The following is a 15,446-nucleotide window of genomic DNA, read 5'->3' on the forward strand; positions in this document are numbered from 1 at the left end:
GGTCGCATTGGGGTATAAGGGGCGCAGCATGAGTCCCTGCCGCCTCACCCCCCTCCTGCTTTTGCTTGTCCTCCTGAACGCCGGCAGCGCGCTGGCTCAGGACAAGGGCAGCGTTAACCCAAAACCGCTGCCGCCGCTCGCCAATCCCAACGACCCCAAGCTCGGCGCCAAGGAGTTGTTCGCGCGAAAGCTGCTGCCCTCGACGGGGCCGGCGCATGTCATCGGCTCCTACGTCAAGGGCTGCATCGGCGGCGCGGCGCAGATGCCGCTCAACGGCGAGAACTGGCAGGTGATGCGGCTGTCGCGCAATCGCAACTGGGGCCACCCGGACATGATCGCACTGATCAAGCGCCTCGCGGCCAAGGCACACAAGGATGCCGGCTGGCCGGGCATCCTGGTCGGCGACATCGGCCAGCCGCGCGGCGGGCCCGCGCTGTCGGGCCATGCCAGCCATCAGATCGGCCTCGATGCCGACATCTGGCTGACGCCGATGCCGGACCATCGCCTCTCGCGAGAGGAGCGCGAAGAGACGTCCGCCGTGATGATGGTGCGTGAGGACCGGCTCGACATCGATCCAAACGTGTTCACCCCTGGCCACGTGCTGGTGCTGCGCGATGCGGCGCAGGAGCCGGCGGTGCAGCGCATCTTCGTCAATCCCGCGATCAAGAAGGCGCTCTGCCGCGAGGCCAAGGGCGACCGCTCCTGGCTGTCAAAAATCCGGCCGTGGTGGGGCCACGACTATCACTTCCACATCCGCATGCGCTGCCCGCCCGGCGCCGGCGAATGCCAGAGCCAGCCGTCACAATCCGAGGACGAAGGCTGCAAGCCGTCCGATCTCGCCTACTGGTTCAGCGATAGCGTGCTGCATCCGAAGCCGCCGCCGACCCCGCCCAAGCCGAAGCCGCCGATGACGCTGGCACAAATGCCCGCCGCCTGCAAAGCCGTGCTGCGCGCACCGGACGCGAAGCCGTAACAAGTTCGTCAGCCGGCTGGTCGATCGCCTCCCGAATGCGTTAGAATACGTCGCTGCCTGCCGTAAGCGGGCGGCTATGCCGGGATACGCATCCCGCCTCACCTACCACCCCATTCGTGCGCGCGGCGACGGCGCCGCGCCGAGAGCAATTGTGAGAACCCCATGCGCATCAGTGCACGCAATCAGATCAAAGGTACCGTCGTCGAGGTCACCAAAGGCGCGACGACGTCCCATGTCCGCGTCGATATCGGCAACGGCACGATGGTGACGTCCTCGATCACCAACGAAGCAGTCGACGATCTCGGCATCAAGGCAAAGGGGCAGGTCACGGTCGTGATCAAGGCGTCCGACGTCATGATCGCGGTGGATTGAGATGCACAGACCTCTGGTTGTTGCCTTGCTGCTGCTTGGTGCCACCCCCGTTTTCGCGGCGGAAGAGCCGAGCGGCTGCGATAAGTTCAAATGGCCGATCGAGCGGGAGCGCGCTGCGCTCAACGCGCCTGATCACACCAAGCTCGCATCGGGGAGCGAGCAGGCGGCCGTGCCGGCATCCGCCGTCACGCTGGCGCTGGTGACGCCTGGCGAAGCCAGGTTGCCCTCCCCGCCTGAGCGTGCGCCGAAGGACGGCACCTTTGCCGGCTTTGCGAGCTTCAAGACGGCGCCCAAGGCGGGGCTCTACACGATCAGCCTGTCGGCCGGCGCCTGGGTCGACGTGGTCCAGGACGGCCATTTCCTCAAGCCCGTGGGCTTCAGCGGCGCGACCGATTGCAACGGCATCCGCAAGACCATGAAATATGAGCTTTCGGCCAAGCCTTTCCTGCTCCAGGTCAGCGGCGCCAAGGAGAATTCGGTGTCGATCGCGATCCTGCCCGCGGAGTAGGCCTGATACATTGTGTCTGCCGCTGCGCACTTTGCGCTGACGCGGCCCTTCGGGTCCGGATCATGCGTTAGACAAACGGCCGCCTTTACCGTAAGCCCCAGCCTGCTATGTTTGCAGTGCGATATCCCTGCCGGCCGTAAGCCGTTGCGGGGCTTAGCGGAGCAGCGCTTCCGCCGTCGCACCCCAATCCACCTCACGCCAGATCTGCGCGTGCTTTTTTGCGCGCGACCTCGCACGGAGCGCTATCCATGTTTCGTTTTGCCGGACTTTTCACCGCTTTCGTGGTCTTCCTTGGTGCGGCCCTCTCGCCTGCGGCCGCCGAGGACAAGACCATCACCGTCTTCGCCGCCGCCTCGATGAAGAACGCGCTCGACGAGATCGACGCGGCCTACACCGCCAAGACCGGCGTCAAGTTCACGGTCAGCTATGCCGCGAGCTCGGTATTGGCCAAGCAGATCGAGCAGGGCGCGCCGGCTGACGTGTTCGTCTCCGCCGACACCGACTGGATGGACTATGCGATCGGCAAAAAAACCATCAACGAGCCGACCCGCGTCAATTTGCTCGGCAACAGCATCGTGCTGATCGCTCCGAAGGATTCCAAGATTGACAACGTCACGATCGCCCAGGGTTTTGACCTCGCCAAGCTCGCCGGCGACGGCAAGATCGCGACCGGCGATGTGAAGTCGGTGCCGGTCGGAAAATACGCCAAGGCCGCGCTGGAGAAGTTAGGGGCATGGCAAGCCGCCGAGCCTAAATTCGCCATGGCAGAGAGCGTGCGCGCCGCGTTGACGCTTGTTGCGCGTGGTGAGGCCGCGCTCGGCATCGTCTATTCGACCGACGCCAAGGTCGAGCCCGGCGTCAAGATCGTCGGCACCTTCCCGGCCGATTCGCATCCCGCGATCATCTATCCGGTCGCCGCGACCACGACCGCGAAGGGCGAGACCTCTGACTATCTCGCCTTCCTGCGCTCGACGACGGCCAAGACCATCCTCGAGAAGTACGGGTTCAAGTTCCTGATCAGTCCCACGACGTGATGCTTGCGACTTGATGTCCGCGATTACATCGGCCGAATGGACCGCGATCCTGCTTTCCCTGCGGGTCGCGGTCATCGCGACGCTGGTGGCGACGCCGTTCGGCATCGCGCTGGCGTGGCTGCTGGCGCGGCGTGACTTCTGGGGCAAGTCGCTGCTCGACGCGTTGGTGCATCTGCCCCTGGTGCTGCCGCCGGTCGTCACGGGCTATCTGCTCCTGCTGACGTTCGGCCGGCGCGGCCTCGTCGGCGGCTTGCTTGCGGATTATCTCGGCATCGTCTTCGCGTTTCGCTGGACCGGCGCCGCGCTCGCTTGCGGTATCATGTCGTTTCCGCTCCTGGTGCGACCGATCCGGCTCTCGATCGAGGCGATCGACCGCAGGCTCGAGCAGGCCGCGGAGACGCTGGGTGCGGCACCATGGAAGGTGTTTTTGACGGTCACGCTGCCTCTTGCTTTGCCTGGTGTGCTCGCCGGCATGGTGCTCGGCTTTGCCAAGGCCATCGGCGAATTCGGCGCGACCATCACCTTCGTCTCCAACATCCCCGGCGAGACCCAGACGATCTCCAGCGCCATCTATTCGCTGATCCAGACACCGGACGGCGACGCCGCGGCGGGACGGCTCGTGATCATCTCGATCGTGCTCGCGCTCGGCGCGCTGATTGCGGCCGAATGGTTCGCGCGACGCGCGACCGCGCGGCTGCACGGGAATTGACCATGCTGCGCGTCGACGTCGAAAAACAGCTCGGTGAATTCTCGCTTCAGGCATCCTTCGCCAGCGAAGGCCGCGTCACCGGCCTGTTCGGCGCGTCCGGCGCCGGCAAGACCTCGCTGGTCAACATGATCGCAGGCCTGCTGCGGCCTGACCGCGGCAGCATCGTCATCGACGGTGACGTCGTCGACGACACTGCGGCCGGCATCCACGTGCCGGCCTACCGCCGGCGCATCGGTTACGTGTTTCAGGATGCGCGGTTGTTTCCGCATCTGAACGTCGCGCAGAACCTCGACTATGGCCGGCGCATGAACCGCCTCGCGCATGATCCGGCGCAGGAGAAACGCATCGTCGATCTGCTCGACATCGGCGCCCTGCTCGACCGCCGGCCCGGAAAGCTCTCCGGCGGCGAGCGCCAGCGCGTCGCGCTCGGACGCGCGCTGTTGTCCAGGCCGCGGCTGCTGCTGCTGGATGAGCCGCTCGGAGCGCTCGACGAGGGCCGCAAGCTCGAGATCCTGCCCTATCTGGTGCGGCTGCGCGACGAGGCCAACGTGCCCATGGTCTATGTCAGCCACGACGCCGCCGAACTTCGCCAACTCGCCACCCAGATCGTGATGCTGCGCCAGGGCCGCGTGACATCGTCCGGCGGGGTGAAGGTGCTGACGTGAGAAGGCGATCTTGCTTGAGGCACCTCACCTGCCTCAACTTCCGCTGTCATTCCCCGCGAAAGCGGGGAATCCAGTACGCCGCGGCCTCTCAATAAAATAACTGGCGCCTCTGGAATACTGGATTGCCCGCTTTCGCGGGCAATGACAGCGAGATTGCGTAACGCTTACCACCCCCGTTCAACATTGCGCACGTCGCCGGTGTTGGCATCGACATAGACCTCCATCCAGCGGCCCGCGCGGTCACGGCCCTGGATTTGCCATTCGTCGCCGAGGAACTGGGTGTTCGAGACGGTCCTGATGCCGATGTTGGTAGCGATGCCGAGCGCGGCCTCCATCGAGACCTGGTCACCGGAATCGAAGGCCAAGGCAGGCGCCGACGCGCCGAGCGCAAGGACCGTGACGATCGGGATGATGAACTTTCGCATGGAACCACTCCTGTTGAGTTGCCACGCGGCTAACAAGGGGCACAGGCGAGCGTTCCGTGTTCCGATCACGATGCGGTGCGCGAATGTTCGGCAAGTCGCGGCGGATTGGTGGCGGTTCCGCACGCTGTCACGCTCCGTCGTCGTCCTGGCGAAAGCCAGGACCCATTACCCAAGGGAGAAGTCGCAGCGGGAGATGGTAACTCCGAGTCCTCGTAAAACTGCCGACAGTGGTTATGGGTCCTGGCTTTCGCCAGGACGACACCGGAGAAGCACGTCGGCATCACGCGCCGTCGCGCGCAGGTAGGCACTAAATCCCCGCCACCGAAATCCACAAATCCGCGAGCTTGCGGCGCAGCGCCTTCATCCGCGTCACCGGCTCGGGCGTCTCCTCGTCCTCGGGCAGGCGCAGGCCGACCACGTTGACGCGGCCGCCGGAGATCGAGCGGGCGACCAGCACGATCTCGTCGAGCGCGAGCTCGGCGCCTTCCTTCGGCGCGCGGTCGAGATGGACGTCGAAATAGTCGGCGAGCGTCAGCTTGCCCTCGTCCTCGCTCACCTTGACGCCGTAGATCGCGGCGAGCTCGGCCAGCGTATGCTCGGCGGAAACCATGAAGTCGCCGAGCAGATGCGGGTCGGGCGCGGTGCTCGGCTGCATGTCGACGAAGAAGCGGTCCAGCGACTCGGCCTTTTCCGGCGGCGCCAGCAGGTAGATGTAGTCGCCCGGCGCGATCGGGTCGGCCTCCGTCGGAGTCAAAATGTTCTCGTTGCGGATGACAAGCGTCGGCTTCGACCAGGACGGGATCAGGCCGCGGCGGAAATACAGGCTCTTGGGCCGCACGGCATAGCCGACGAGTTGCTGCTCGAGCTGCCCGGGCAGGTCCAATTCCACGCGGCGTGGGCCGCGTTCGCTGCGCGGCAGCGCGACATGCAGCTGCCGCGCAGCGGGCGCCAGCGTCCAGCCTTGCAAGAGCAGCGAGATGATGACGACCACGAAGGCGACGTCGAAATAGAGATAGGCCTTCGACAGCCCGACCAGCATCGGGATCGAGGCCAGGAAGATCGCGACCGCGCCGCGCAGGCCGGTCCAGGCGATGAAGACCTTTTCCCGCCAGTTGAAGCGGAACGGCGCAAGGCACAGGAACACCGCGAGCGGCCTTGCGACCAGCATCAGGACCAGCGCGACGGCGATCGCGGGCACGGCGCTGGAACCGAGCCGCTGCGGCGAGACCAGCAGGCCCAACAAAACGAACATCACGATCTGTGCGAGCCAGGTCGCGGCGTCCAGGAACGTCACCACCGAATTATGTGCGCGGGTCGGCCGGTTGCCGATGATGATGCCGGCGAGATAGACCGCGAGGAACCCCGAGGCGTGCATGATCTGCGAGCCGCCGAAGATGACGAGCGCGGCTGTGGTCACGAACGGCGCATGCAGGCCCTGCGGCAGCGCCACCTGATTGAGCGCGATCACCACCAGCCGGCCGCCGATCACGCCGACGATCGCGCCCAGCACGGCCTCCTGGACGAACTCCATCAAGACGTGCCCAGGCGAGCTCGATCCCAGCGAGATATATTCGACCAGCATCAGGGTGAGGAAGATCGCAAAGGGATCGTTGGTGCCGGATTCCGCCTCCAGCGTCGCGCCGACGCGCGGACGCAGGCGCAGGCCTTGCGTGTGCACCAGCAGGAACACCGCGGCGGCATCGGTCGAGGCGACGACGGCGCCGACCAGCAGCGACTCGGCCCAGTTGAGATCGAGCGCATATTTTGCGAACGGCGCCGTGATCAGCGCGGTCAGCAGCACCCCGACCGTCGCGAGCACCACGGACGGCGCCAGCACCGTGCGGATGCTCTGGAAGCGCGTACGCAGGCCGCCGTCGAACAGGATCAGCGCGAGGGCCACCGAGCCGACCAGGTAGGTCGTCCGCACGTCGTCGAACTGGAGCTGCCCGGGGCCGGAATCGCCGGCCAGCATGCCGATGACGAGGAAGACCAGCAGCAGGGGCGCGCCGAAGCGCAACGCGAGCAAGCTCGACAGGATGCCCGCCATCACCAGGACGGCGCCGAGCAGGATCGCGATGCTGACCGAGTCGAGGGACGCCATCCGTCGTCACGTGGGAGAGGAAATCATTGTAAAACCATCCTTATCGTCGCCACACTTGCCCGCCAACCCATTTCTGCCGCTCGCGGCAATCTGCCCGCATTTTACGGCCTTAACTCGCATCGCGTGCCGGTGTATCGATGGCCCGGCCGCACCCTTTGTGGGAATCTGCCGCTGCCGCGAATCAAACCCGCCCGATCTGCCAACGAAACCTCGCCACTGACATGGACCTCAAAGACCTCATGGAGTTCTTGCAGACGACGGCGCGCAGCGTCGGCGCCGAGATCGCCTCGCCCTGGTTCTACCTGCAATTCGGCCTGATGCTAGGAGCGGCCGGGATCGCCTGGGCCTCCGAGGCGGCCATCCGCAACCGCATCGACATGACGTCGCTGGCGATGCGTTGGCCGCTGCCGCTGCGCCACTTCATCCGCGTGCTGGTCGGCAGCGCATCCACGGCGGTCTTCACCTTCCTGGTCATCGTCGAGCGCGTGGTGATGTCCCACGCGACCTGGCCGAGCCGCAGCTATCTGTTGATGGTCGCCGCAAAGCTCGGCCTCGCCTGGCTCGTGATCCGGCTTGTGACCTCGGTGCTGCGCAACGCCTTCATCGTCAAGCTGGTGTCGGTCACGGCGTGGTTCGTCGCGGCCCTTTCCATCATCGGCCAGCTGGATGCGACGGTCGATCTGCTCGACTCCTTCGCGATCGTGCTCGGCGGCTTGCGGCTGACGCCGCTGCTGCTGATCAAGGCAGGCGCGCTCCTGATCATCGCGCTCTGGCTCACCAACATCGCCAGCAATTTCGCCGAGAGCCGGATCAACTCTACGGCCGACCTGACCCCGTCGGTCCAGGTGCTGCTGATCAAGATCATCCGCATCGGGCTTTTGACGGTGGCCGTCGTAATCGCGCTCGACGCCGTCGGCATCAACCTGTCGGCGCTCGCGGTGTTCTCCGGCGCTGTCGGCGTCGGTATCGGTATCGGCCTCCAAAAGATCGTCGCGAACTTCATCTCCGGCATCATCCTGCTCGCGGACAAGTCGGTGAAGCCCGGCGACCTCGTCACGATCGGCGACAATACCGGGCGCATCAGCGCGATGAAGACGCGCTATATTTCCGTCGCTGCTGGCGACGGCCGCGAATTCCTGGTGCCGAACGAAGATCTGGTGACGCAGAAGGTCGTCAACTGGACCTACACCGACAAGAACACGCTGGTGAAGATCGCCTTCGGCACCAATTACGACGCCGATCCGCGGCTCGTCTGCAAGCTCGCCGCCGAAACCGCCACAGCACATCCGCGTGCGCAGAAGGGCAAGCCGCCGAATTGCATCCTGACCGAATTCGCGGAGGCCGGGATGAAGTTCTCGCTGACCTTCTGGATCGCCGACCCCGACGGCATGGACAACGTCAAGAGCGACGTGATGCTGGCGCTATGGGACGCCTTCAAGCGCGAGGGCATCCGGGTTCCCTACCCGGTGCGGGAAATCCGGGTCCGCGGCGGCGCACTGCCGGTCGAAACCACCGTAGAAGTCCCGAGTTGAGGCAGCTTTTCGCCGCAAGGCGGCCAAGCTTGGCTTGCATGAAGGCCCGCGATCATTAAATTAGGGCCAGAAATCAAACGCTTCCGCCGAAAAGATTACCTTTCATGAGCTACGTCGAAGCCACCGATACTTCCTTGCGCAAGACCGGACAGATCAAGCTGCATGGCCCGAACGCGTTCGTCGGCATGCGCAAGGCAGGCGCGCTGGTGGCCAAGTGTCTTGATGAGCTCACCGACATCGTCGGCCCGGGCGTGCCGACATCGCGCATCGACGAGTTCGTCCGCGAGTTCGCCTTCAGCCATGGTGCCTATCCGGCGACGCTGATGTATCGCGGCTATCGCTACTCGACCTGCACCTCGCTCAACCATGTGGTCTGCCACGGCATGCCCGGCGACCGGCCGCTGAAGGAAGGCGACATCGTCAACATCGACGTCACCTTCATCGTCGATGGCTGGTACGGCGACTCGAGCCGCATGTATGCGATCGGCCCGATCGCGCGGAAGGCCGAGCGGCTGATCGAAGTGACCTATGAGGCGATGATGCGCGGCATCGCCGCCGTGAAGCCCGGCGCCACCACCGGCGACATCGGCCACGCCATCCAGAGCTTCGTCGAGCCGCAGGGCATGAGCGTGGTGCGTGATTTCTGCGGCCATGGTCTCGGCCGCATGTTCCATGACGAGCCGAACATCATCCATATCGGCCGGCCCGGCGAAGGCGTGCAGCTCAAGCCCGGCATGTTCTTCACCATCGAGCCGATGATCAATCTCGGCAAGCCCCACGTGAAGATTCTGTCCGACGGCTGGACCGCGGTCACCCGCGACCGCTCGCTGTCGGCGCAGTTCGAGCACTCCGTCGGCGTGACCGCCACCGGCGTCGAGATCTTCACGCTGTCAGAGCGGCACGGCGAGAAGCAGGTGGCGTGATCGCCCGCTGATCGTGTCGCGAGGCACCCTGGAACGCGCGGAAGTCGTCTGATAGAGATCGCCAGCGCTGGCGCCGCGAGCTAGCGGCGCGGCTGGGGTTCATGGTGCATGTGGTTCAAGGTCGAGTAGAACCGCTCGTCGGTCGGCCAGAAATATGTGGTTCGTTGCAACTCCGAAGTTGCCGGCAAGCCGGTGATCGAGGAGCGATCGGTCAAAGGGATGGCCGAGGCCCGCAAGGCCGCTGAAATTCTCGCATCGTCGCTCAACGTGACGGCAACAGTGTATGGCACCGATGCCGACGGCGAGTTCGTTCATGGCGTCTGCGAGGTCAGCGAAGGCGCCGCTGTAGCCAGCGACCCGCTCATCAAGCGGCTCTACGCCGAATCCGCCGCAGCATCGTTGACGCTGAAGGACCAGCTACTCACCGAGATACCGGAAGACACCATCAAGGGCTTTGCGACAATGTCCGCCGCCCTTGGTTACATCGTGGCTCAGCATAAGCAGATCAAACGCTCGGCGACGCCGCAGATCGGCTATTCGGCCCTGTTCCGCATCTTCTGCGGCGGCAAAGACCCGAGCACGCTGTCGCTGCCCGCCGACGACGCCACGATCGCAATCCTGACCCGGAAACTGGGAGATCTTCCTGGCTGGATGTGGCTGAGCGACCTTCCCGGTTTCGGCTCTGCCGATCGCAACGCCGTCATCCCGGGCCGGCGCGCGAACAAGATCACCCTCACCATCGACGGCGAGTTGCAGGTGATACGGCCGCGCAGCGTTTTTCGGGGCACGGTCCCGGAAACGGGCGCGCAGTTCATGCTCGTGGTTCAGATGGCAGACCGCCATGTATACGGCCAGTCCCCCCTTGATAGCGTCGGATTGATCTATCGCGAACAGGACGAGGCGGCCGTCGTGTCGCTGGTACGTCAGCTGCTGCGCGAGTCGAACCCATTCAAAGGCCGGGTGGTGCTCATCAACCGCGACCTTCGGACTGTCCGCTCGCGCATGTCAGACCGCTCCTGGAACGATGTGATCCCCCATGAGCACGCCCGTCGTGAACTCGACTTCATCGCCGCGTCGATCCGCAACCGCGACATGTTGAAAACGGAAGGTCTCAGCATCAGGCGCGGACTTCTTCTCTCGGGCCCGCCCGGCGATGGAAAGTCGACGGCGATCGAGTGCTTCGTCAACGACGTCGCCGGCGAGGCCACGATTCTGGTCGTCGAAGCGGTCGAACACATCCGCGCGATTTACCATCTGGCCCAAGCGCTGGCCCCGGCCGTCGTCATCCTCGAAGACCTCGATCTCATGACCAAGAGCCGGCAAAATCCCTATGCTCTTGCGGGTACCAACAAGGACGACGTCACCGGTGAGCTGCTTCAGGTTCTGTCCGGCGGCTCTGCGTATGACGACATCGTTACAATCGCCACGACGAATCATCCGGAAGCAATCGACGAAGCGCTGGCAAAGCGAGCCGGGCGCTTCGATGCGCATATCCGGATGGGCTATCCCAGCGACGCCGACAAGCAACGCATCCTCGACCTTTATCTGGACCGATTCGACGTCAACGACGAATTGACGAGACGCCGACTGCAACAGACCCTGACCCGCGACCTGGGGCGGCTGCACCTCGTTCCCGCGCATATCGAGGAATTCGTAAAGGCCGGCATCAAGCGGGCGCGCCTCGCCCGGCGCCCGCCGGAATATCTGGACTTCGAGCCAGGCATCGAGGCCACCAAGTCAATCGCGACCCAAAAGCCGGCAACGTCTTGAGCGGTAACGACACGGCGAGAAGCAAATTGGCTGATCTCCCGCCACCGCCTCCGCCGCATCGCCTATCGCCGACGAAATGACGATGGCGGCCGCTTGTAGGTCGCGGCAAAGGCATCGTTGAACCGCCGAACGCTGCCGAAGCCGGCAGCGAAGGCAATCTCCGCCAAATTCATGTCGGTCTGGTCGATCAGGCGCTTGGCTTCCTGCACGCGGCGCGTTGCTGCGATCTCGCTCGGGCTCGCGCCGGCATGGCGCATGAACAGGCGCAGGAGATGGCGCGGCCCGACGCCAAGGGCTTCGGCAAGCTCCGTCATCGACGCCCGATCCAGAAAGCCGTCATTGATCAGGCGCATCCCGCGCGCCACGGTGGTGGCTGTTCCCATCCAGGCCGGCGAGCCCGGCGCCGTTTCCGGCCGGCAGCGCAGGCACGGGCGAAAGCCGGCTCGCTCGGCGGCGGCTGCGGTCGCATAGAAGGTGACGTTCTCGGAGCGCGCCGGACGAACCGGGCAGACCGGCCGGCAGTAGATGCGCGTCGAGCGAACGCCGGAAAAGAACAACCCGTCGAAGGCGCGGGCACGCGCCAGCCGCGCCCGATCGCAGGTCTCCCAGTCGAGATGCGGTGGCAGTGTCTGCCGGTGCACCAAAGCCTTCGCCATGGCGGGATAATAGTTTCAGCACAGCCCGCCGAGTAGCTGAAATCGGACTCGATCGGTCGATGAGGTCCGAATCCAGCCAGCCTGCGCCGCCGCTTGGGGATCATGGTGCCGAAACATCCCGGAGCAAATGGCTGAGCACACAGGCGCAACAGGCAACGTCAGGGCAAACCTCTCTCGCGTTCGAGATCGGGCTCCTGCTGCTTCTCTCAATGATCTGGGGGAGTTCGTTCACGCTGATCAAGGTCGCGATCCCCACGATTCCGCCATTCACGATGGTTGCCGCGCGCGTGGCGATCGCGGCCATTCTCCTGGTCCTGATCGCTCGCGCGCAGAGACACGCCCTTCCTCGCCAGCTATCGGTGTGGGCGGCTTTTTTCGTGCAGGGGCTGCTGCAAAGCGCGCTGCCGTTCACCCTGATCAGTTGGGGCGAGCTGCACATCGCGAGCGGTCTCGCCGGCGTGCTCAATGCGACCCCGCCGATGTTCGTGCTCGCGATCGCGCTAATGACCGGGCGCGGACGACTGGCGATCAGCGGCCAGAAGATCATCGGCGTCGGCCTCGGCCTCGCCGGTGTCGCCATGACGATGGGCATCGATGCGCTGTCCGGGATCGGCACGGCGGCGCCACTGGCGCAGATGGCCGTGCTCGGCGCGAGCTTCTGCTACGCACTCGCGCCAATATGGGGCCAGCGATTCTCGAACCTCCCCGCAATCGTCACCGCGGCCGGCGCCATGAGCTGCGCCGCGCTCCTGATGCTCCCCGTCGCAGCCATCCTCGAACGGCCCTGGACGCTGGCGTCGCCGCCGGCGCAGGCGATCGCGGCGGTGATCGCGCTCGCGGTGGTCTGCACGGCCTTCGCGATGGTGATCTATTTCCACCTGATCCACACGATCGGCCCGCTCGGCACGACCAGCGGGAGCTACCTGCGCGCAGGCTTTGCGGTGGCGCTCGGCACCGCATGGCTCGGCGAGCGCTTTACATGGTCAATTGCTGCCGGAATGGCGCTCATACTCGCCGGCGTCGTTGCCGTCACGGTGCCCCTGCCGGCGCGAAACAGCGGGAAACCTCCGGGCTGATTATCGCCATCTTCGAAGCCTGATCTTGCCATTCCGTTCGCCGATGACAATCTGTCGTCAGAGCAAGGAGAGATTTCGTGAGCACGTCGACGCGCCGTGGCTTTCTCGGATTTGTATCGGCCAGTGCCGCAGGCCTGCTGCCAACCCGCGCGCAGGCGGCGTCCGAGCCCGCCGCGGCCTCGGATGAGCCGGCCTGCATCCTGACGCCGCAGGCAGAGGAAGGGCCGTTCTATGCCGATCCAAAGCTGCTGCGGACAGACATCACCGAGGGCAAGCAAGGCATTCCCCTCACGCTGCGGCTGCGTGTGATCGAGGCCGGGCCCTGCACGGCGATCAGGGGCGCCCGCGTCGACATCTGGCATTGCGACGCAAAGGGCCTCTATTCGGCGTTTCCAGGCCAGAGTGATAGCCACAACGTGGACGCGACCGGCAAGACGTTTTTGCGCGGCACTCAAGCGACTGACTACGCCGGCTGGGTCACGTTCAACACGATCTATCCCGGCTGGTATGACGGCCGCACCACGCATATCCATTTCAAGGTTTTCCTCGACGAGAAAAACGTGCTGACCGGGCAGACCTTCCTGCCCGACGCGCTGAACGAGTTCATCTACACCAACGTGCCCGCCTACAAGGACCGCGCGCGGCAACGCACGATCATCAACGCCAACGACATGGTGATCGAGCGCTCCGATCCCGAGCATCGCGCCTTCTGCGCGGTGAAGGAGGAGCGCGACCGTTACGTGGCGAGCTTGACGCTCGGCGTCGACCGCCGCTCCGACGCGACGGTCGGGCGCGCCGGCCCGCCACCGCCGCCACCCGGTTCGCGCGGCGGACCTCCGCCCGCGGGCGGGCCGATGTTCGGCCGTCAGATCAAGGACCGGCTTGCCGCGCTGGTGCCGGGGCTGAAGCCGGGCCGCTGAACGCGATCGCAATTGACGGTTGCAAAATCGCGGTTCCGCGGCGAAGCTGCGTGCGATGCCCGCGAAGTCCAGCGACCCCTCCGAGAAGCCCGAACCGCCAGAGCCGCCGCACTATCACGGCCATCGCGAGCGGCTGCGCGAGCGCTTTTACAGCGCCGGCGCGGATGCGCTGAGCGACTACGAGCTGCTGGAGATGGCGCTGTTTCCGGCGCTGCCGCGACGCGACACAAAACCGCTTGCGAAGACGCTGATCAAGACGTTTGGCTCGTTCGCCGAGGTCATCCACGCACCGGTGGCGCGGCTGCGCAAGGTCGAGGGCGTCGGCGAGGCCGCGATCAACCAGCTCAAGCTGATCGCAGCAGCGGCAAGCCGCGTGACCAAGGGCGAGGTAAAGAGCCGCAATGCGCTGTCGTCCTGGAACGAGGTGATCGACTATTGCCGCTCCAGCATGGCCTTCGCCGACAAGGAGCAGTTTCGGCTCCTATTCCTCGACAAGCGCAACCAGCTCATCGCCGACGAGGTGCAGCAGACCGGCACCGTCGACCACACTCCGGTCTATCCGCGCGAGGTGATCAAGCGCGCGCTGGAATTATCGGCGACTGCGCTGATCCTGGTCCACAATCACCCGAGCGGCGATCCGTCACCCTCGCAGGCCGATATCCAGATGACCAAGGCGATCATCGAGATCGCAAAGCCGCTGGGGATTGCCGTGCACGACCACATCATCGTAGGCAAAGGCGGGCATGCGAGCCTGCGCGGCTTGCGCTTGATCTGAAGACCTTCCAAACAAGTGATGAGATGAAATGAGCGACTGGCTGCATAACCTGCCGGTGCCGTGGATGGCGCTGGTGATTTTCGGCTTCACCTATTTTCTGGCCGCGACGGTGTTCGCGGCGGTCATGGTGTTCGCGACGGAGGCGCCGACGAAATCGCTGAAGACGATCTCGCCGGGCATGTTGCCGGTGCTCGGCATCATCTTCGGCCTGTTCGTTGCCTTCACGGCGGCGCAGGTGTGGGGCGACAGCGATCGCGCCAGCGCCGCGGTGAGCCGCGAGGCCAGTGCCTTGAGGAGCGTCAGCTGCTCGCCGCCGGCCTGCCAGCGGAGCAGGACGCGCACCTGCGCGGACTGGTGCGAGACTATGTCGGGCAGGCCGCCACCGTGGAGTGGCCGATGATGGCGCAGCGGGAGGTCTCCCTGAAAGCGACGCCGTCGGCGCTTGCCGAAGCCTTGCAGCTCGTCGTCGCGATGACGCCGCAGGGCACGGGTCAGGCGACCGTGCAGCGCGAGCTCATCAACGCGCTGGAGCAGGCGCTGGATGCGCGCCGGCAGCGCATCATCATCAGCCTTACCGCGGTGAATGCCGTCAAATGGTGGTGTCTTTATTTGCAGGCGGCGTGTGCGCTTGTGGTGATAGGCCTCGTCCATTGCGACAACCGCCTCGCGGCGACAATCGCGATGGGCCTGTTTGCGACCGGCGTTTCGGCATCCGTGCTCCTGATCGCCGCGCACGACCGGCCATTCGCAGGCCAGATCTCGATCGGACCCGAGTCGCTGCTCCAGATCATGCCGGAGAAGCCGGACAAGCAGCCTTGAGAGGGTGCGAGCCGAGGACACAGTTCACCTCTCCCGAAGGGAGAGGTCAGATCGCATCGCAAGATGCGATCTGGGTGAGGGGTTACGGTCCTACTGAGCGCTGCGGACCCTCACCCGGATTGCTTCGCAATCCGACTCTCCCCGCTGGGGAGAGGTGAAGCGGGCAGCCGGCCGCACCTTATTTTATC

The 15,446-nt window shown here is 65.0% G+C and carries 17 protein-coding genes; 14 read left to right on the forward strand and 3 right to left on the reverse strand.

Annotated elements, in window-relative coordinates; all coding sequences use genetic code 11:
- Nucleotides 1-28: 28 nt before the first annotated feature.
- The 6 genes from mepA to modC all read left to right on the forward strand — a co-directional run bounded on the left by mepA (nucleotide 29) and on the right by modC (nucleotide 4,261).
- Entirely contained in the window at nucleotides 29-973 is a 945-nt protein-coding gene (mepA, locus tag YUU_RS0102135; RefSeq protein ID WP_027520866.1) for a penicillin-insensitive murein endopeptidase, read from the forward strand.
- A gap of 162 nt (nucleotides 974-1,135) precedes the next feature.
- Nucleotides 1,136-1,345: a molybdopterin-binding protein gene (locus YUU_RS0102140; protein ID WP_027520867.1), complete on the forward strand. Its 210-nt coding sequence runs from the start codon at nucleotides 1,136-1,138 to the stop codon at nucleotides 1,343-1,345.
- A gap of 1 nt (nucleotide 1,346) precedes the next feature.
- Nucleotides 1,347-1,853: a hypothetical protein gene (locus YUU_RS0102145; RefSeq protein WP_027520868.1), complete on the forward strand. Its 507-nt coding sequence runs from the start codon at nucleotides 1,347-1,349 to the stop codon at nucleotides 1,851-1,853.
- Nucleotides 1,854-2,101: 248 nt separating this feature from the next.
- Nucleotides 2,102-2,887 carry a molybdate ABC transporter substrate-binding protein gene (gene modA / locus YUU_RS0102150; protein ID WP_027520869.1) on the forward strand — a complete coding sequence of 262 codons (786 nt, stop codon included), beginning with the start codon at nucleotides 2,102-2,104 and terminating at the stop codon, nucleotides 2,885-2,887.
- Nucleotides 2,888-2,900: 13 nt separating this feature from the next.
- Nucleotides 2,901-3,596 carry a molybdate ABC transporter permease subunit gene (gene modB, locus YUU_RS0102155; protein WP_027520870.1) on the forward strand — a complete coding sequence of 232 codons (696 nt, stop codon included), beginning with the start codon at nucleotides 2,901-2,903 and terminating at the stop codon, nucleotides 3,594-3,596.
- A 2-nt stretch (nucleotides 3,597-3,598) separates the two neighbouring features.
- A complete protein-coding gene (gene modC, locus YUU_RS0102160) occupies nucleotides 3,599-4,261 on the forward strand; it encodes a molybdenum ABC transporter ATP-binding protein (protein ID WP_027520871.1) in 663 nt (220 codons plus the stop codon).
- A gap of 164 nt (nucleotides 4,262-4,425) precedes the next feature.
- Here the strand turns inward: modC and YUU_RS0102165 are convergent, their stop codons facing one another.
- Both YUU_RS0102165 and YUU_RS0102170 read right to left on the reverse strand, forming a co-directional pair.
- Complete coding sequence (locus tag YUU_RS0102165) at nucleotides 4,426-4,686, reverse strand: PepSY domain-containing protein (RefSeq protein WP_027520872.1); 261 nt, start codon at nucleotides 4,684-4,686, stop codon at nucleotides 4,426-4,428.
- 307 nt (nucleotides 4,687-4,993) lie between these two features.
- On the reverse strand, nucleotides 4,994-6,787 hold the full coding sequence (locus YUU_RS0102170; protein ID WP_027520873.1) for a potassium/proton antiporter: 1,794 nt from the start codon (nucleotides 6,785-6,787) through the stop codon (nucleotides 4,994-4,996).
- A 221-nt stretch (nucleotides 6,788-7,008) separates the two neighbouring features.
- Between YUU_RS0102170 and YUU_RS0102175 the strand changes: the two genes are divergently transcribed.
- The 3 genes from YUU_RS0102175 (at nucleotide 7,009) to YUU_RS0102190 (ending at nucleotide 11,012) form a co-directional block, all read left to right on the forward strand.
- On the forward strand, nucleotides 7,009-8,319 hold the full coding sequence (locus tag YUU_RS0102175) for a mechanosensitive ion channel family protein (protein ID WP_027520874.1): 1,311 nt from the start codon (nucleotides 7,009-7,011) through the stop codon (nucleotides 8,317-8,319).
- Between the two features lie 104 nt (nucleotides 8,320-8,423).
- Complete coding sequence (gene map / locus YUU_RS0102180) at nucleotides 8,424-9,242, forward strand: type I methionyl aminopeptidase (protein ID WP_027520875.1); 819 nt, start codon at nucleotides 8,424-8,426, stop codon at nucleotides 9,240-9,242.
- Nucleotides 9,243-9,641: 399 nt separating this feature from the next.
- Nucleotides 9,642-11,012 carry an ATP-binding protein gene (locus YUU_RS0102190; protein WP_198031683.1) on the forward strand — a complete coding sequence of 457 codons (1,371 nt, stop codon included), beginning with the start codon at nucleotides 9,642-9,644 and terminating at the stop codon, nucleotides 11,010-11,012.
- A gap of 62 nt (nucleotides 11,013-11,074) precedes the next feature.
- On the opposite strand, the gene YUU_RS0102195 is transcribed toward YUU_RS0102190, so the two are convergent.
- Nucleotides 11,075-11,668 carry a bifunctional transcriptional activator/DNA repair enzyme AdaA gene (locus YUU_RS0102195; protein WP_035660743.1) on the reverse strand — a complete coding sequence of 198 codons (594 nt, stop codon included), beginning with the start codon at nucleotides 11,666-11,668 and terminating at the stop codon, nucleotides 11,075-11,077.
- A gap of 59 nt (nucleotides 11,669-11,727) precedes the next feature.
- Between YUU_RS0102195 and YUU_RS0102200 the strand changes: the two genes are divergently transcribed.
- From YUU_RS0102200 to YUU_RS60990, 5 genes are all read left to right on the forward strand, one after another.
- The gene (locus YUU_RS0102200) at nucleotides 11,728-12,744 is read left to right on the forward strand and encodes a DMT family transporter (protein WP_245287926.1); all 1,017 of its coding nucleotides are present in this window, start codon (nucleotides 11,728-11,730) and stop codon (nucleotides 12,742-12,744) included.
- Between the two features lie 77 nt (nucleotides 12,745-12,821).
- Entirely contained in the window at nucleotides 12,822-13,664 is an 843-nt protein-coding gene (locus tag YUU_RS0102205; RefSeq protein WP_027520879.1) for an intradiol ring-cleavage dioxygenase, read from the forward strand.
- A gap of 55 nt (nucleotides 13,665-13,719) precedes the next feature.
- Nucleotides 13,720-14,439 carry a DNA repair protein RadC gene (radC, locus tag YUU_RS0102210; protein WP_027520880.1) on the forward strand — a complete coding sequence of 240 codons (720 nt, stop codon included), beginning with the start codon at nucleotides 13,720-13,722 and terminating at the stop codon, nucleotides 14,437-14,439.
- Nucleotides 14,440-14,467: 28 nt separating this feature from the next.
- Nucleotides 14,468-14,839, forward strand: coding sequence for a hypothetical protein (locus YUU_RS60985; RefSeq protein ID WP_245287927.1), 372 nt, complete (start codon nucleotides 14,468-14,470; stop codon nucleotides 14,837-14,839).
- Nucleotides 14,836-15,258 (forward strand): hypothetical protein, encoded by a 423-nt coding sequence (locus YUU_RS60990; RefSeq protein WP_371260462.1) that lies wholly within the window; start codon nucleotides 14,836-14,838, stop codon nucleotides 15,256-15,258. The genes YUU_RS60985 and YUU_RS60990 overlap by 4 nt, the downstream gene beginning before the upstream one ends.
- The last annotated feature ends 188 nt before the right edge of the window (nucleotides 15,259-15,446 follow it).

Source organism: Bradyrhizobium sp. Ec3.3, from assembly GCF_000472925.1.
In the GTDB taxonomy this organism is placed as follows: domain Bacteria; phylum Pseudomonadota; class Alphaproteobacteria; order Rhizobiales; family Xanthobacteraceae; genus Bradyrhizobium.

Excerpts from the sequence above, each read along its gene's own strand:
- YUU_RS0102175 (WP_027520874.1), top strand. The coding sequence starts at position 7,009 with ATGGACCTCAAAGACCTCATGGAGTTCTTGCAGACGACGGCGCGCAGC.
- map (WP_027520875.1), top strand. The coding sequence starts at position 8,424 with ATGAGCTACGTCGAAGCCACCGATACTTCCTTGCGCAAGACCGGACAG.
- modB (WP_027520870.1), top strand. The coding sequence starts at position 2,901 with ATGTCCGCGATTACATCGGCCGAATGGACCGCGATCCTGCTTTCCCTG.
- mepA (WP_027520866.1), top strand. The coding sequence starts at position 29 with ATGAGTCCCTGCCGCCTCACCCCCCTCCTGCTTTTGCTTGTCCTCCTG.
- YUU_RS0102195 (WP_035660743.1), bottom strand. The coding sequence starts at position 11,668 with ATGGCGAAGGCTTTGGTGCACCGGCAGACACTGCCACCGCATCTCGAC.
- YUU_RS60985 (WP_245287927.1), top strand. The coding sequence starts at position 14,468 with ATGAGCGACTGGCTGCATAACCTGCCGGTGCCGTGGATGGCGCTGGTG.
- YUU_RS60990 (WP_371260462.1), top strand. The coding sequence starts at position 14,836 with ATGATGGCGCAGCGGGAGGTCTCCCTGAAAGCGACGCCGTCGGCGCTT.
- YUU_RS0102145 (WP_027520868.1), top strand. The coding sequence starts at position 1,347 with ATGCACAGACCTCTGGTTGTTGCCTTGCTGCTGCTTGGTGCCACCCCC.
- modC (WP_027520871.1), top strand. The coding sequence starts at position 3,599 with ATGCTGCGCGTCGACGTCGAAAAACAGCTCGGTGAATTCTCGCTTCAG.
- YUU_RS0102170 (WP_027520873.1), bottom strand. The coding sequence starts at position 6,787 with ATGGCGTCCCTCGACTCGGTCAGCATCGCGATCCTGCTCGGCGCCGTC.
- radC (WP_027520880.1), top strand. The coding sequence starts at position 13,720 with ATGCCCGCGAAGTCCAGCGACCCCTCCGAGAAGCCCGAACCGCCAGAG.
- YUU_RS0102165 (WP_027520872.1), bottom strand. The coding sequence starts at position 4,686 with ATGCGAAAGTTCATCATCCCGATCGTCACGGTCCTTGCGCTCGGCGCG.
- modA (WP_027520869.1), top strand. The coding sequence starts at position 2,102 with ATGTTTCGTTTTGCCGGACTTTTCACCGCTTTCGTGGTCTTCCTTGGT.
- YUU_RS0102140 (WP_027520867.1), top strand. The coding sequence starts at position 1,136 with ATGCGCATCAGTGCACGCAATCAGATCAAAGGTACCGTCGTCGAGGTC.
- YUU_RS0102200 (WP_245287926.1), top strand. The coding sequence starts at position 11,728 with ATGAGGTCCGAATCCAGCCAGCCTGCGCCGCCGCTTGGGGATCATGGT.